A 15335-nucleotide genomic window follows, 5' to 3' on the forward strand; every position below is an offset into this window, starting at 1 on the left:
AGGCGATCTGCCGCCGCGCTTATATTTTGACCAATAACTAAAAAATCGGTGACCCGAGCCTCCTCATCCCGTCTGTGGGGGATGGGCGCGAGGGCGAAATCCTTGCCGGACTGTCGCATTACTGTCGTCAACTCATGGCAGGTGGCGTGCGTGACCGGAAAGCTCAATTGATAGGGAGCGATTATGAAACTCTTCACACTCAAGATGCCGCTTGTGCTGTCGGCGGCCATCGCGACGGCGGCGGGGCTGGCGGACGCGGCCAGCGCCGAGACCCTGCGCCTGCTGACCTGGGGCGGCTATGCGCCCGAGAACGTCGTCGCGATGTTCGAGAAGGAAACCGGCATCACCGTCGAGGTCACCAAGTCGAACAACGAGGAAATGATCGCCAAGCTGCGCGCCACCGGCGGCGGCGGCTTCGACCTCGCCCAGCCCAGCCAGGACCGCATCGCCGGCCCGCAGGAAGAGTTCGGCATCTACAAGCCCATCGACCTGTCCAAGATCGACGCCTCGCTCTTCATCCCCTCGATGCTGGAGGCCACCAAGGCCAACACCACCGTCGGCGGCGAGGTCTACGGCGTGCCCCATGTCTGGGGCACCAGCGGCCTGGTGGTCGATACCGCGAAGGCGGGCATGGTCAGGGATTACACCGACCTGTGCGGCGACGCGGTGGCCGGCAAGGTCTCCTACCGGCTGAAGCGCCCGACGCTGATCGGCTTCGCCTTCGCCATGGGGCTCGACCCCTTCGCGGCCTATGGCGACGAGGCCGCCTACAAGCAGGTCATCGACCAGGTCGAGGCCAAGCTGATCGCGTGCAAGCCCGGCGTGAAGACCTATTGGGGCGGCGGCGACGAGCTGATGGGGCTGATGCGTTCCGGCGAGGTCGTGGCCTCGATGGCCTGGGATACCGGCGGCTGGAAGCTGAACGCCGACAACCCCGACATCACCTTCGTCGCGCCCGCCTCGGGTGCGCTGGGCTGGATCGACACCTTCGCCCTGCCGAAAAAGACCAAGGCCGAGGATGCCGCCTATCAGTGGATCAACTTCGTGATGCGCCCCGATATCGCGGCGATGATCACCGAGGCCGCCGGCAACTTCACCGCCTCCAAGGGCGCCGACGAATTCGTCTCGGCCGAGCTGAAGGCGCGCTACCAGGCCAGCTTCCCGCCCGAAGCAGTGGACAACATCAAGTGGTATCCGCCGGTGCCCGCGGGCCTGGAAGTGATCGAGGGCGCGGCCCTCGACCGGGTCAAGGCGGCCAACTGACCCCGCCCGACACATGGCGGCACCCGCGCAGGCGGGTGCCGTTTCCTTTTCCCGGAAAAGCCCAGTCTGCCATGCTCCCCGATCTCGAATGCGCGAACCTGACCAAGACATTTGACGCCACCGCCGCGGTGCGGGACGTGTCTTTCGCGGTGCCGCCCGGCGCCTTCTTCTCGATCCTCGGACCCTCGGGCTGCGGCAAGACCACGATCATGCGGATGATCGCGGGGTTCCTGGAGCCCAGCGGCGGCGACATCCTGATCAGGGGGAAATCGGTGCTGAACGTGCCGCCGAACAGGCGCCCGGTGAACATGGTGTTCCAGCACCTCGCGCTGTTCCCGATGATGACCATCGCCGAGAATATCGGCTACGGGCTGCGCCGCGCCGGGATGCCGAAACCCGAGATCGAGCGCAAGGTCGGCGAGGCGCTGGAGCGGATCGGCCTGCCGGGCATCGGCAACCGCAAGGTCGATGAGCTGTCGGGCGGCCAGAAGCAGCGGGTCGCCATCGCGCGCTGCATGGTGCTGGAGCCCGACGTGCTGCTGCTGGACGAGCCGCTGGGCGCGCTGGACCTGAAGCTGCGCGAGCACATGAAGATCGAGCTGAAGAAGCTGCAGAGCGCCTTCAACACCACCTTCGTCTACATCACCCACGACCAGTCCGAGGCGCTGGTGATGTCCGACCAGATCGCGGTGATGAACCACGGCCGGTTCGAACAGCTGGGCACCGCGCGCGAACTCTACTACCGCCCCGAGACCGCCTTCGTCGCGGGCTTCGTGGGCGAGGCCAACCGCTGGCGCGGCAAGGTGGAACGCGTGAACGGCGACGCGCTGGAGCTGCGGACCGAGACCGGGATCGTGATGAAGGGGGCGCGGCACGGACGCGCGCTCAACCCCGGCGACAGCGCCGAGATCTTCGTCCGCCCCGAGGCGATCCGCGTCGCCCGTGACGAAAGAGAGGTGGCGCATTTCGAGAACCGGATCTGCGGTACCGTCACCAGCCTTCTGTTCAACGGCGCGGCCAGCCGCATCCTGGTGCGCGACGACGGCAACGGCGCCGAAATCGAGGTCGCCATTCCGCAATCGGGCGACTACGCCACGCTGAGCAGGGGGGCGTCGATCCATATCGGCTGGTCCGGCGATCAGGCCAATTGCTTCCCCGCGGGCAGCGCCTGAGATGCGCGCGCAATCGAGACTGGGGCTGTTCCTGCTGCTGACGCCGCTGCTGCTGTGGCTCACGCTGCTGATCGTCATCCCGCATATCGACATGCTGCTGGTGTCGCTGCGCGAGCGGGTGGGGGTGGGCGAATACCGGACCAGCCTCGCCAACTACCTGACGTTTCTGACCGAGCCGCTCTATCTCTGGACCTTCCTGCGCACGGCGCTGATGTCGGTTCTTGCGACGGCGCTGACGCTGCTCATCGCCTTCCCGGTCTCCTACTACATCGCCAAGATCGCCAAGGGGCGGGTTCAGTCGGCGCTGTTCCTGCTCTGCCTCGTGCCGTTCTGGGTGTCCGAGCTGGTGCGCACCTTCGGCTGGATGATCCTGCTGCGCGAGACCGGCGTCTTCAGCGGCCTGCTGCAGTGGGCGGGCCTCGTCGATGGGCCGGTCGAGATGCTTTATAACGACGTCGCCATGATGGTGGGGCTGGTCTACACCTCGATGCTGTTCATGGTGGTGCCGCTGGTGACCACGCTGGAAAGCCTCGACGACAGCGTGATCGAGGCGGGCTACGACCTTGGCGGCAGCGGGCCGAGCATCCTGCGAGAGATCGTCATCCCCCACGCCATGCCCGGCATCGTGTCGGGCTGCATCGTCGTGTTCATGCTGTCGCTGGGCAACTACCTGACGCCGACCATGCTGGGCGGCAAGGAAAGCCTGTGGTTCACCGAGCTGATCTATTCGCAGTTCATCGTGCGCTTCAACTGGGAGCTGGGGGCGGCCTTCGGCTTCATGCTGCTGTTGCTGTCCTCGGTCATCGTCTGGGCCGTGCTGCGCCTGACCGGCCAGACGCTTGAGAAAACGATGGGGTAGCCGCGCCATGATCCCGAGCATCCGACAGCCCCGCGCCGTCCGCCTTGCCTACAACGCCTATGTCGCGCTGTTCTTCGTCTATCTCGCGCTGCCGCTGGCAGTGGTGTCGGTCTTTGCCTTCAACGACAGCCAGTTCCCGTCCCTGCCCTGGGAGGGGTTCACCTGGGCCTGGTTCTTCGGCGACGCGCGGCCGGTGATCGGCGTGTTCCACGAGCGCCCGATCCTGCGTGCGATCGGCACCTCGGCCTTCGTCGGCCTCTGCGTCTCGCTGCTGTCGGTGGCGGTGGGCACCTGCAACGCCTTCCTGTTCAACCGCCACCGATTCCGGCTGCGCGGGCTGCTCTATGTGCTGATGCTGTTGCCGCTGGTCATCCCCGGCATCGTGCTGGGCATCTCGATCCTCGTCTTTTCCAGCACCCTGGCCAACGGCGTCGAGGACGGGATGGGTTGGGACATCGAGGCGCTGCGTCCGGGGCTGGTGCTGGTCGTCCTCGGCCAGTTCTCCTTCATCACCACAATCGCGACGCTGGTGATCTCGGCCCGGCTGCGCAAGTTCGACGAGAGCCTCGAAGAGGCCGCGCTGAATCTCGGCGCGGGGCGCCTGACCGCGGTGCGCACAGTGACCCTGCCGTTCCTCGCGCCCGCGATGATCGGGGCCTTTGTCGTGGCCTTCCTCATGAGCTTCGAGAATTTCAACACCACGCTGATGCTGGTCGGCTCGGACGCGCCGCTGACCATCACCATGTTCGACCGGCTGAAGGAGGGCTCGACGCCGGTGCTGAACGCCGTGTCGCTGCTGTTGATGATCGGCTCGTCCCTGCTGGCGCTGGGGATGATCGCCTTCCAGAAAAAGAGTTGAGAAAGGCAGCGGCCGGCCCCGCCGGGGGCCGGCCGAGCCTCTTCGTTTCGGCCGGCCCGGCGCGCCGGGCCGCTCAGGCCGCGCTGACCCTTACGGCGGCGAATTTGAACTCGGGGATTTTGCCGTAGGGGTCGAGCGCGGGGTTGGTCAGGATGTTCGCCGCCGCCTCGACATAGGCGAAGGGGACGAAGACCATGTCGGGCGCTACCGCCCGGTCGGCGCGGGCCATCATCGTGATTTCGCCGCGGCGGGTCTCCAGCCGCACCTGGCCGCCGGGCTCCACCCCAAGCCGCCGCAGCGTCGCGGGGTGGAGCGAGCAGTTGGCCTGCGGTTCCACCGCGTCCAGCACCTTCGAGCGCCGGGACATGGAGCCGGTGTGCCAATGCTCCAGCTGCCGCCCCGTGGTCAGGACCATCGGGTAGTCCGCGTCGGGCTGCTCGTCGGGCGGGATGACGCTGGCGGGGGCGAAGCGCGCGCGGCCGCCTTCGCGGGGGAAGCCATCGCCGAACATGATCGCCTGCCCCGGATCGTCGGGGGCGAGGGAGGGGTAGGTGACGGCGTTCTCGGCCTCAAGCCGCTCCCAGGTGATGTTCGACAGCGACTTCATCCCCTGCTTCATCTCGGCAAAGACCTGCGCCGGGTGGGTGTAGTCCCAGGGCAGGCCCAGCCGCCGCGCCAGCGCCACGGTGATCGCCCAGTCCTCGCGCGCGGCGCCCGGCGGCGTGACCGCGGCGCGGCCCATCTGCACCTGCCGGTTGGTGTTGGTCACGGTCCCGGTCTTTTCATAGAAGGCGGCGGCGGGCAGGATCACGTCGGCGTAATTGGCGGTCTCGGTGAGGAAGATGTCCTGCACCACGAGATGATCGAGCGCGGCCAGCGCCGCGCGCGCATGGGTCACGTCGGGGTCGGACATGGCCGGGTTCTCGCCCAGTATATACATGCCCCGGATCCGGCCCGCGTGCACCGCATCGAGGATCTCGGTCACGGTCAGCCCATTTTCCGCGCCGAAATCGCCGGACTGCCAGAGCTCGGCAAAGGCGCCGCGCACCGCGTCGTCGGCGACGCTCTGGTAATCGGGCAGGAACATCGGGATCAGCCCGGCGTCCGAGGCGCCCTGGACGTTGTTCTGCCCGCGCAAGGGATGCAGCCCCGCACCGGGCTTTCCCACATTGCCGGTCATCAGCGCCAGGCTGATCAGGCAGCGCGAATTGTCGGTGCCGTGGACATGCTGGGACACGCCCATCCCCCAGAAGATCATGCCCGCCTCGGCCTTGGCGAAGTCGCGGGCGACCTGCCGGATGGTCTCGGCGGGGATGCCGGTAATGCCCTCCATCCGCTCGGGCGCGAAGCCGGCGAGGTGCTCTTTCTCGGCCTCCCAGTTCTCGGTGAAGCGGTCGATATAGGTCTGGTCGTAAAGCCCTTCCTCGACGATCACCGACATGATGGCATTGAGCAGCGCAACATCCGCGCCGGGGCGGAATTGCAGCATTTGCGTGGCGTGGCGCTGCAGCGCCGTGCCGCGCGGGTCCATCACGATCAGCTTGCCGCCGCGCCGCGCGAATTGCTTGAAATAGGTGGCGGCGACGGGGTGGTTCTCGGACGGGTTGGCGCCGATGACGATGGCGGCCTCGGCGTGTTCGATCTCGTTGAAGGTGGCGGTGACCGCGCCCGAACCCACGTTCTCCATCAGCGCGGCGACCGAGGAGGCATGGCAGAGCCGCGTGCAGTGGTCCACGTTGTTGTGGCCGAAGCCCTGGCGGATCAGCTTCTGAAACAGGTAGGCCTCTTCGTTGGTGCATTTGGCGCTGCCGAAGCCCGCCACCGCCGCGCCGCCCCGTTCGGCCTTCAGTTTCGCCAGCCCCTGCGCGGCGAAATCCAGCGCCTCGTCCCAGCTCGCCTCGCGGAAATGGGTGAAGGGGTTGGCGGGGTCCACGTTCAGGCCCTTTGGCGCGCCCTCCAGCCGGATCAGCGGCTTGGTCAGGCGGTGCGGGTGGTGGATGTAGTCGTAGCCGAACCGCCCCTTGACGCAGAGCCGCCCCTCGTTCGCCGGGCCGTTGATCCCCTCGACATATTTCACCCGCCCGTCCTTGACCTTGAGCGAGACCTGGCAGCCGACGCCGCAGAACGGGCAGACCGACTGCACCTCGCGGTCGTAATCGGTGCTGTCGCCGTGCTGGGCCGGGTCCAGCGCGCTGGCGGGCATCAGCGCGCCGGTGGGGCAGGCCTGCACGCATTCGCCGCAGGCGACGCAGGTGCTGTCGCCCATCGGGTCGGCGAAATCGAACGTCGGGTAGGCATCGTGACCGCGCCCCGCCATGCCGATCACATCATTGACCTGCACCTCGCGGCAGGCGCGCACGCAGAGCCCGCACTGGATGCAGGCGTCGAGGTTCACGCGCATGGCGACATGCGAGTCGTCGAGCAGCGGAATGCGCCCCTCCTCCAGCTTCGGGAAGCGGCTGTCGCTGACGCCGTTTGCCTTGGCCATGTCCCACAGGTGCGACCCGGCGTCATGGGCCTTTTCGCGGTGGGGCTGGTCGGCCAGCAGCAGCTCCATCACCAGCTTGCGCGCGCTCTCCGCCCGGGCGGAGGCGGTGTTCACCACCATCCCGTCGCTCGGCGCCCGGCAGCAGGAGGCGGCGAGCACGCGCTCCCCCTCGATCTCCACCATGCAGGCGCGGCAGTTGCCATCGGGGCGATAGCCGCTCTGGTCCTTGTGGCACAGATGCGGGATCGTGGTGCCCTGCCGCTTGGCCACCTGCCAGATGGTCTCGTCCGGGGCGGCGGTGACGTTCTGGCCGTCGAGGGTGAAGGTGATGTTCCCGCTCATGGCTCAGACCTCATCCGCGAAATGCTTCATCACCAGCCTGATCGGGTTGGGCGCGGCCTGTCCCAGCCCGCAGATCGAGGCGTCGGCCATCACCGTGCCCAGATCCTCCAGCAGCGCGCGGTCCCAGCGTTTGGCCTGCATCAGCGTCACCGCCTTTTCACAGCCGACCCGGCAGGGGGTGCATTGCCCGCAGCTCTCGGCCTCGAAAAACCGCAGCATGTTCAGCGCAGCGTCCCGCACGCTGTCGCGGTCCGACAGAACCACCACCGCCGCCGAGCCGATGAAGGTGCCATGCGGTTGCAGCGTGTCGAAATCCAGCGGCACGTCGTCCAGATGCGCGGGCAGCAGGCCGGAGGACGGCCCGCCCGGCTGATAAGCCTTGAGCCGATGCCCCTCGGCCATGCCCCCCGCCGCGGCGATCACGTCGCGGATGGTCGAGCCCGCGGGCAGCAGGTAGACCCCCGGCCGCGCCACCCGGCCCGAGACCGAATAGCTGCGCAGCCCCTTGCGCCCGTTCCTCTCGGTCGCGGACAGGACCTCAGGCCCCTCGCGGCAGATGCGGGCGATCCAGTGCAGGGTCTCCACGTTGTGCACCAGGGTCGGCCGGCCGAAGAGGCCCAGCTGCGCCACATAGGGCGGGCGCTGGCGGGGCAGGCCGCGCTTGCCCTCGATCGACTCCAGCATCGCGGATTCCTCGCCGCAGATATAGGCGCCCGCGCCGCGGCGCAGGTCGATATGGCCCACGGGCACGATCCCGGCCTCCTCCAGTGCCGCGATCTCGGCGCGCAGGATGTGCAGAACGGCGGGGTATTCGTCGCGCATGTAGACAAAACATTTCTCGGCCTCGACCGCCCAGGCGGCGATCAGCATCCCCTCCAGCATCAGGTGCGGGTTGCGTTCGAGGTAATGGCGGTCCTTGAAGGTGCCGGGCTCCCCTTCGTCGCCGTTCACGGCGAGGTAGCGCGGGCCGGGATTGGCGCGCACGAAGCCCCATTTGCGGCCCGATGGGAAGCCCGCGCCGCCCAGCCCGCGCAGCCCGGCGGAAAGGAGATCCTCCTGCACCGCCTGCCAGTCGCCGGTCGCACGCAGCGTCAGCAGCTTTTCATAGCCGCCCCCGGCGCGATAGGCGGCAAGATTTTCGTATTCGGGGATCTCGGGGTGGACATCGCCCGCGTCGAGCACCGCCTGCACCCTTTCCGGCGTGGCGCGGTCGACATGGCGGTGGCCGATCTCCACCGCCGGGGCGGTGTCGCAGCGGCCCATGCAGGGCGCGCGCTGCACGCGGATGCGCGCCGGGTCGCGGCCCTGCGAAAGCGCCTCGAACAACGCCTCCGATCCGGCCATCTCGCAGGAGAGCGAGTCGCAGACGCGGATGGTCAGCTCCGGCGGCGGCGCCTCGCCCTCGCGCACCGGGTCGAAATGGGCGTAAAACGTCGCCACCTCCCAGACCTCGGCCATGGACAGGCGCATCTCCTCGGCCAGCGCCCGCAGATGCGCGGCCGGGAGGTGGCCGCAGGCGTCCTGGATCAGGTGCAGGAATTCGATCAGCAGGTCGCGCCGGCGCGGCCGGTCGTCCAGCAGGGCGCGGACCTCCTCCCAGGCCCTGTCGTCGAGCTGCCGGCCCTTGGGCGTGGCCCGTCCGCGCCCGCCGCCGCGGCCCGATTTCCAGATGCCCTTCTGCTGGTCCAATGCCATGCCCGCCTCCCCCCGCGCGCCGTTGAGTGTTCCCGGTTGTGCGTCGCGCGCCGGGCGGGCGTCAATTTCGCTGAACCGTTGCCCGATAGAAGATTTCTATCGGCGGCAGCCGCCTGACGGATGGACAGGCCCGCGTGCGCGGAATATCTCTGGGCGCATGACGTGGGATCAGGAACTCGATGCCAGCGGCCTGCTGTGCCCGCTGCCGGTGCTCAAGGCGCGCAAGCGGCTGAAGGATATGGCGCAGGGTCAGGTCCTGCGCCTGATCGCCACCGACCCGGCGGCGGTGGTGGACGTGCCGCATTACTGCAACGAATCCGGCAACCTGCTGCTCGACAGCGCGCAGGAGGGCGAGGCGCAGATCTACCTGATCGAGCGCCGCTAGCCCCTCAGACCAGACCGAAGGCGGCGTAGGGGAAGAAGCGCACCGGCGTGCCCGGCGTGACCTCGAGCGCGCCGTCGGGCAGTTCGACCAGCCCGGTGGCCCAGCTCAGCCCGCTGATCCGGCCGGAGCCTTCGGATTTGAACACCTCCGCCGCGCCCTCGGCATTCAGACGGGCGCGCAGGAATTCGCGCCGGCCCGGCTTCTTGTTTTTCGAAAACGCGGCGGGCACCGTGAAGCCCTGCGCCTGCTGCCAGCCGCCGCCGGCCATCAGCGACAGCGCCGGGCGGGCGAAGACCAGCGCGCAGACCAGCGCCGCCACCGGGTTGCCGGGCAGGCCGAAGACCGGCGTGCCCTCCCACAGCGCCAGCGCCAGCGGGCGGCCGGGCTTGACCGCGATGCGCCAGCTCGACAGCGTGCCGCGCGCGCGCAGCAGGGCCGAGACATGGTCCTCGTCCCCGGCCGAGGCGCCGCCCGATGTCAGGATCACGTCGGCCTTCGCCGCGCCCTCGCTCAGGCGTTTGCCGATCCTCGCGGCATCGTCGCGCACATGGCCGAGATCGACCGCCTCGCAGCCCCAGCCGCGGGCCAGCGCCAGCAGCATGGGGCGGTTGGCGTCCCAGATCTGGTGCGGCGCGGCCGGCGTCGCGGGGCTGGGGATGATTTCGTCCCCGGTCGACAGGACGCCTACCCGCAGTGGGCGGTAGACATCGACCTCGGCGATGCCGAGCGCCGACAGAAGCGCGAGGTCGGGCGCGCGCAGCCGGTGGCCGGCGGGCAGCGCCAAAGCGCCCTCGGCCACGTCCTCGCCCGCGTTACGGGTGTTGGCGCCCGGCTTCACCGGCCCGTCGAAAAGGACCGCCGCGCCGTCCAGCGCGGTGTCCTCCTCCAGCACCACGGTATCCACGCCCCCGGGCAGGATCGCGCCGGTCAGGATGCGGATCGCGGCGCCCTGCGGCACCGCGCCGGCATAGGGCTGACCGGCGGCGGCGCGGCCCGCGACCAGCGGCAGGCGCTGGGGGCCGGCGCCGGTGGCGGCATGGGCGAAGCCATAGCCGTCCACGGCTGCGTTCGGCCGCGGCGGGTTCGACCGGCGCGCGGTGCAGTCTGTGGCCAGGATGCGCCCCGCCGCCTGCGCGGTGGGCAGGGTCTGGAGGGCGGTGACCGGGTGCAGCGCGGCGCGCAGCCGGTCGAGCGCCTCGTCCACCGGCACCCAGTCCACGCCCTGCGGCATGGCGAAACAGTCGTTGCGCAGCCGCGGCGGGGTGCGGGTGGCGGGCAGGGCGGCGCGCAGCGCCATCTGCTGACCCGCGCCCAGCGTCCAGCCCTCCTCGGCCAGCAGGGCGGGGGGCTGATCGGGGGCGAAGAGCGGGGCCAGGGCGTCCTGCCGCGACAGCGCCATCAGCGCCTGCGCCAGCAGCCGCACCTGCGCCTCGTCGGTCACCATCGCCGGGTTCTCGTGGCAGAGCGCGCGGACCTCGGCGGACAGCATGGAGAGGTAGACCTCGGCCAGCACCACCGGCGCATCGGGCGCCTCGAACGGCCAGACCGAGACGGCCCCGCCGAACCGCGTGCGCAGGCGCTGCAACACCGGCAGGCCGGTCAGGTTCTGCGCGCCCACGGCACCCGCGCCGGCCAGCTGCCAGACCGGCGAAGGGGTCACGCCGGGCGCGCGGCAGGCGTGGTCGGTTTCGCGAAACTCGGACAGGTTGGCGGGCAGGGCGGGCTTGCGCCGGGGCAGGCCGGGCACCTCGGCCCGGGCGGCGTTGCCCCAGAACGGGCCCTCGCCCGGGAAGGTCGCGTTGGCCAGCGCCGCGAGGGCGCGGTGGTTGTTGGCGTTGTCGGCCCCGTCCTCGAGCCGCGCCGCGAGCCAGGCCCAGACCGAGAGCGCCTCCGCCGCGCCGGTCAGGGCGGGGGCGAAGCCGCGCGGGAAGCCGAAGCTGAGATCGGCGCCGATCAGCAGCCGCTCTCCGGCGGCCAGTGCCTCGGCGACCAGCGCGTTCAGCCGCGCCTCGGCGGTGGCGCGGGTGGGCAGGTTTTCCGCCGTCACGCCCTGCGGGCCGGCGAGGCCCAGCCAGATCGAATCCTTGCCGCGCCTGGGCCGGCCGGCCGCCGACCAGTCGAGAATGGCGATGTGGTCGAACCTCACAGCCCCACCTCCCGCAGGATGAAATCGGCAATGGCCGCGGTGTCGTCGAGGTCGAAGACAGGCAGGGCGCAGCCCGGCTGCGGGCCGTCGGCGGCGACCGCGCGGATGGTGGCGTTTTGCAGCGCCAGCAGCGGCTTGCCGGTCTCGGCGCGATGCGCCTCGATCTTGGGATGGTCTGCGCGCTTGAACCCCTCGATCAGCACCAGATCGACGGGCGAGAGCCGCGCCAACAGCGCCTCCAGCGGCGGCTCGTCGGCCCCGCGCAGCTCATGCATCAGCGCCCAGCGGTGGGGCGAGGCCAGCATCACCTCGCGCGCGCCGGCCGCGCGGTGGCGGTGGCTGTCGCGCCCGGGCTGATCGACATCGGTGCTGTGATGGGCGTGCTTGACGGTGGAGACGCTGAAGCCGCGCGACGTGATTTCGCAGACCAGCCGCTCCATCAGCCCGGTCTTGCCCGCGTTCTTCCAGCCGGTGACGCCGTAGACCCTCACAGCGCCTCCAAGAGGCGCTCGGCCTCGGCGATGTCTTCGGGGGTGTTGACGTTGAAGAACGGGTCGAAGGGTCGGGCGGAAAACTCTGCCAGACCGGCCTGATGCGCGTCGGTCCACAGCACGATCTTGCGAAGGCCCCCCTGCAGCGCGTCGCGCAGGTCGTCGCGCAGGGCGACGGGCCAGAGGCCGAAGGTCGGGTGGCGCCAGAGCTTGCCGTTTTCGTCGCGCGAGCCGGCCAGTGCCAGCCCCTCGGGGCCCGCGGCCTCACGTAGCCGCGCGACCAGATCGCGCGGGAAAAAGGGCGTGTCGGCGGCGGCGGTGACGATGGCCTCGAACCCCGCATCGGCGGCCCAGTCCAGCCCGGCCAGCACACCCGCCAGCGGCCCGGGGTGATCGGGCAGGCTGTCGGGCAGCACCGGCAGGGCGAATTCGGCAAAGCGGTCGGGCGCGCCATTGGCGTTGATCGCCAGGGCCGCGCATTGCGGGGCAAGGCGGGCGATGACGTGATCGAGCAGGCGCTTGCCGCCTACCGCGCGCAGCCCCTTGTCGCCGCCGCCCATGCGGGTGGCCTTGCCGCCGGCCAGGATGACGCCCGGAATGCCGCTCATGCCTCGGCCCCCTTGCGCCGGTGTTTCGCGGGTTCCTCGGGCACCTGTCCCGGGTCGATGTCGCGTAGCAGGCGCTCCTCGCCCGCCAGGCAGACGAAGCGCTGTCCGCGCATCCGCCCGATCAGGGTGAGGCCGACCTGGCGCGCGATCTCCACCCCCCAGGCGGTGAAGCCCGAGCGCGAGGCGAGCACCGGGATGCCCATCAGCGCGGTCTTGATCACCATCTCCGAGGTCAGCCGCCCGGTGGTGTAAAGGATCTTGTCCCCGGCGCTCACCCCATGGCGGAACATGAATCCCGCGATCTTGTCCACCGCGTTGTGGCGCCCGACATCCTCCATATAGACCAGCGGCCTGTCCTGCTGGCACAGCACCGTGCCGTGAATCGCGCCGGCCTCCAGATAGAGCGAGGGCGTGGTGTTGATCTCTTTCGCCAGGGCATAGAGCCAGCTGGTGCGGACCTCGGCGGGCGGCAGCACCAGCCCCTCCAGCCCCTCCATCATGTCGCCGAAGACGGTGCCGACCGCGCAGCCGCTGGTGCGGGTCTTTTTCTGCACCTTTTCCTCGTAGGAGGTCTGCCGCGTGGTGCGGACCACCACGGTCTCGGTCTCGTCGTCGTAATCGACGCCGGTCACCTCGTCGTCCGGCAGCAGCATGCCTTGATTTCGCAGGAAACCCAGCGCCAGGTATTCGGGATAATCCCCGATCGTCATGGCGGTGACGATCTCCTGCCGGTTGAGGTAGATCGTCAGCGGCCGCTCCTCGACCACCGAGATCTCGGCCGGGGCGCCGGTCTGGTCGGTGCCGGTGATCCGGCGGGTCAGCCGCGGCGCGGAGGGATCAGGCAGAAGGGGAAGATCGGGAAGCGTCACGCGGCGGGTCCTTTTGGGATCGGGGTCTCTTTCCTGCACGGCGGGCATCTTGTATGCCGGTCTGACGACATGCAAGGGGGGATGCGATGCTGGGTTATGTGGTTGCCGACGGGCGCGGCGCGGCGGATCTGCTGATCCGCGAGGTGGCCGAGCGGATGATGGCCGAGGGCGTGCCGCTGGCCGGCGCCGTGCAGGTCAACCTTGACACCGACCCGGCGCGCAAATGCGACATGGACCTGCATATCCTGTCGCGCGACCGGGTGGTGCGGATCAGCCAGAACCTCGGCGCGCTCGCGCGCGGCTGCCGGCTGGACCCGGACGGGCTGGAAAGCGCGGTGGGGCTGGTCGCCGCCGCGCTGGCCGAGCATCCCGATCTGCTGATCGTCAACAAATACGGCAAGCAGGAGATCGACGGCCGCGGCTTCCGCCCGCTGGTCGGCGAGGCGCTGGCCGCGGGCATCCCGGTGCTGACGGCGGTGAACCGAGACAATGTGGAAAGATTCCTCGAATTCGCCGAGGATCTGGCCGAGCCCCTGCCCAATGACGCGCAGGCGATCTACGCGTGGTGCATGGCGCAGCGGGCGCTGGCGGCCGGCTGAGCCCCGTGGCGGGTCAAAATGTCCCCTCCGTCGGCCTGAATTCCCCAAATTGTCCATTCCGGCGGTCGTGACGCTGTGTCATCTCTGCCCCTCAAGCAAAGACGGAACATTCTGAAATGAATGACATTCTTCAAGGTATGGCGCGTGCGGCCCGGCTGGTGGTCACGCTCGATGCCGACCTTGTCGAGATCACGGCACTGTCGCTGCAGGTCAGCCTCGGCGCGGCGGTCATCGCCTCGGCCATCGGGCTGCCTCTGGGCGCGTGGCTGGCGATCAACCGCTTTCCGGCGCGCCGGGTGGTGATCGCGGTGCTGAACGCGCTGATGGGTCTCCCGCCGGTGGTGGTGGGTCTGATCGTCTATGTGCTGTTCTCGCGCTCGGGGCCGCTGGGGGCGCTGGGGCTGCTGTTCACGCCCACGGTGATGGTGATCGCGCAGGTCATCATCATCACGCCGATCGTCGCCTCGGTCTCGCATCAGGCGATCCGCGAGCTCTGGGCCGATTACCACGACCTGCTGATCTCACTGAAGGCCAACCGCCTGCAGCGCATCGTGACGCTGCTGTGGGACGGGCGGCGGGCGCTGATGACGGCCTCGCTGGCGGGCTTCGGCCGGGGCGTCGGCGAGGTGGGCGCGATCATGATCGTGGGCGGCAACATCGACCATGCCACCCGCGTTCTGACCACCGCCATCGCGCTGGAGACCGGCAAGGGCGCGTTCGACATGGCGCTGGCGCTGGGCTTCGTGCTGATCGGGCTGGCGATCTCGGTCAACCTGGCGCTGCATTTCCTGTCGCGCACCGAGAGGGGGTCGCGATGGTGAGCGGGATGATCGTTCTGGAGGGCGTCGAGCTGCGCCGCGGCGGGCGCGTCATCGTCGGGCCGGTGTCGCTGACCCTCGGGGCCGAAGGGATCACAATGGTCATGGGGCCGAACGGCGCGGGCAAGACGACGCTTCTGCGCGCCCTGCACGGGCTGGAACGGCTTTCGTCCGGGCAGATCCGCTGGGCGGGCAACGGCAACGCGCTGCGCGAGAGGCAGGCCTTCGTCTTCCAGACGCCGGTGCTGATGCGCCGCTCGGCGCTCGACAGCATCGCCTACCCGCTGCGGCTGCGGGGCGTGAAGCGCGCCGAGGCGCGCGAGCGCGCGGCGGCCTGCGCCGAACAGGTCGGCCTCAGGGTCAACCTGAAGAAGGAGGTGAGCGACCTGTCCGGGGGCGAAAAGCAGAAGATGGCCATGGCCCGGGCGCTGATCCTGGAGCCGGCGCTGCTGTTCCTGGATGAGCCTTCGGCCAATCTCGACGGCCGCTCGACCCGTGAGATCGAGGAGATCCTCAACCGGATCCGCGCCGGCGGCACGCGGATCGTGATGTCGACCCACGATATCGGGCAGGCCAGGCGCCTGGCCGATGACGTGGTGTTTCTGCACGACGGGAAACTCGCCGAACAAGGCCCGAGCGCGGCCTTCTTCGACGCGCCGCAAAGCAGCCAGGCACAAGCGTATCTGAAGGGAGACATCGTATTGTGAAGTTCAGGACAATCATCGCCGCCGCGGCGACCGC

At 69.3% G+C, this 15335-nt stretch carries 14 protein-coding genes; 8 read left to right on the top strand and 6 right to left on the bottom strand.

Annotated elements, in window-relative coordinates; genetic code table 11:
* The first annotated feature begins 204 nt into the window (after positions 1 to 204).
* The 4 genes from KCI33_RS14355 to KCI33_RS14370 all read left to right on the top strand — a co-directional run bounded on the left by KCI33_RS14355 (position 205) and on the right by KCI33_RS14370 (position 4153).
* Complete coding sequence (locus KCI33_RS14355) at positions 205 to 1263, top strand: extracellular solute-binding protein (RefSeq protein WP_212525541.1); 1059 nt, start codon at positions 205 to 207, stop codon at positions 1261 to 1263.
* A gap of 71 nt (positions 1264 to 1334) precedes the next feature.
* Positions 1335 to 2435: an ABC transporter ATP-binding protein gene (locus KCI33_RS14360; protein ID WP_212525490.1), complete on the top strand. Its 1101-nt coding sequence runs from the start codon at positions 1335 to 1337 to the stop codon at positions 2433 to 2435.
* A 1-nt stretch (position 2436) separates the two neighbouring features.
* Complete coding sequence (locus tag KCI33_RS14365) at positions 2437 to 3294, top strand: ABC transporter permease (RefSeq protein WP_212525491.1); 858 nt, start codon at positions 2437 to 2439, stop codon at positions 3292 to 3294.
* A 7-nt stretch (positions 3295 to 3301) separates the two neighbouring features.
* Positions 3302 to 4153 (top strand): ABC transporter permease, encoded by an 852-nt coding sequence (locus tag KCI33_RS14370; protein WP_212525492.1) that lies wholly within the window; start codon positions 3302 to 3304, stop codon positions 4151 to 4153.
* 73 nt (positions 4154 to 4226) lie between these two features.
* Here the strand turns inward: KCI33_RS14370 and fdhF are convergent, their stop codons facing one another.
* Both fdhF and KCI33_RS14380 read right to left on the bottom strand, forming a co-directional pair.
* Complete coding sequence (gene fdhF / locus KCI33_RS14375; RefSeq protein ID WP_212525493.1) at positions 4227 to 6983, bottom strand: formate dehydrogenase subunit alpha; 2757 nt, start codon at positions 6981 to 6983, stop codon at positions 4227 to 4229.
* A 3-nt stretch (positions 6984 to 6986) separates the two neighbouring features.
* A complete protein-coding gene (locus KCI33_RS14380) occupies positions 6987 to 8678 on the bottom strand; it encodes an NAD(P)H-dependent oxidoreductase subunit E (RefSeq protein WP_212525494.1) in 1692 nt (563 codons plus the stop codon).
* Between the two features lie 157 nt (positions 8679 to 8835).
* Between KCI33_RS14380 and KCI33_RS14385 the strand changes: the two genes are divergently transcribed.
* Positions 8836 to 9063 carry a sulfurtransferase TusA family protein gene (locus KCI33_RS14385; protein ID WP_212525495.1) on the top strand — a complete coding sequence of 76 codons (228 nt, stop codon included), beginning with the start codon at positions 8836 to 8838 and terminating at the stop codon, positions 9061 to 9063.
* Positions 9064 to 9067: 4 nt separating this feature from the next.
* Here KCI33_RS14385 and glp read toward each other — a convergent pair whose 3' ends face one another.
* The 4 genes from glp to KCI33_RS14405 are packed head-to-tail and all read right to left on the bottom strand — an operon-like array spanning position 9068 to position 13177.
* Complete coding sequence (glp, locus tag KCI33_RS14390) at positions 9068 to 11209, bottom strand: gephyrin-like molybdotransferase Glp (protein ID WP_212525496.1); 2142 nt, start codon at positions 11207 to 11209, stop codon at positions 9068 to 9070.
* A complete protein-coding gene (gene mobB / locus KCI33_RS14395) occupies positions 11206 to 11700 on the bottom strand; it encodes a molybdopterin-guanine dinucleotide biosynthesis protein B (protein WP_212525497.1) in 495 nt (164 codons plus the stop codon). The genes glp and mobB overlap by 4 nt, the downstream gene beginning before the upstream one ends.
* On the bottom strand, positions 11697 to 12308 hold the full coding sequence (mobA, locus tag KCI33_RS14400; protein WP_212525498.1) for a molybdenum cofactor guanylyltransferase MobA: 612 nt from the start codon (positions 12306 to 12308) through the stop codon (positions 11697 to 11699). Before mobA ends, mobB begins: the two co-directional genes overlap by 4 nt.
* Positions 12305 to 13177 carry a formate dehydrogenase accessory sulfurtransferase FdhD gene (locus tag KCI33_RS14405; RefSeq protein WP_349252213.1) on the bottom strand — a complete coding sequence of 291 codons (873 nt, stop codon included), beginning with the start codon at positions 13175 to 13177 and terminating at the stop codon, positions 12305 to 12307. The genes mobA and KCI33_RS14405 overlap by 4 nt, the downstream gene beginning before the upstream one ends.
* A gap of 86 nt (positions 13178 to 13263) precedes the next feature.
* On the opposite strand from KCI33_RS14405, the gene KCI33_RS14410 reads away from it, so the two are divergent.
* The 3 genes from KCI33_RS14410 to KCI33_RS14420 all read left to right on the top strand — a co-directional run bounded on the left by KCI33_RS14410 (position 13264) and on the right by KCI33_RS14420 (position 15301).
* Positions 13264 to 13776: a DUF2478 domain-containing protein gene (locus KCI33_RS14410; RefSeq protein WP_212525500.1), complete on the top strand. Its 513-nt coding sequence runs from the start codon at positions 13264 to 13266 to the stop codon at positions 13774 to 13776.
* Between the two features lie 116 nt (positions 13777 to 13892).
* Positions 13893 to 14597 (top strand): ABC transporter permease, encoded by a 705-nt coding sequence (locus KCI33_RS14415; RefSeq protein ID WP_212525501.1) that lies wholly within the window; start codon positions 13893 to 13895, stop codon positions 14595 to 14597.
* Positions 14591 to 15301: an ATP-binding cassette domain-containing protein gene (locus KCI33_RS14420; RefSeq protein WP_212525502.1), complete on the top strand. Its 711-nt coding sequence runs from the start codon at positions 14591 to 14593 to the stop codon at positions 15299 to 15301. Before KCI33_RS14415 ends, KCI33_RS14420 begins: the two co-directional genes overlap by 7 nt.
* The last annotated feature ends 34 nt before the right edge of the window (positions 15302 to 15335 follow it).

Source organism: Actibacterium sp. MT2.3-13A, from assembly GCF_018139985.1.
Lineage (GTDB): Bacteria > Pseudomonadota > Alphaproteobacteria > Rhodobacterales > Rhodobacteraceae > JAGSOU01.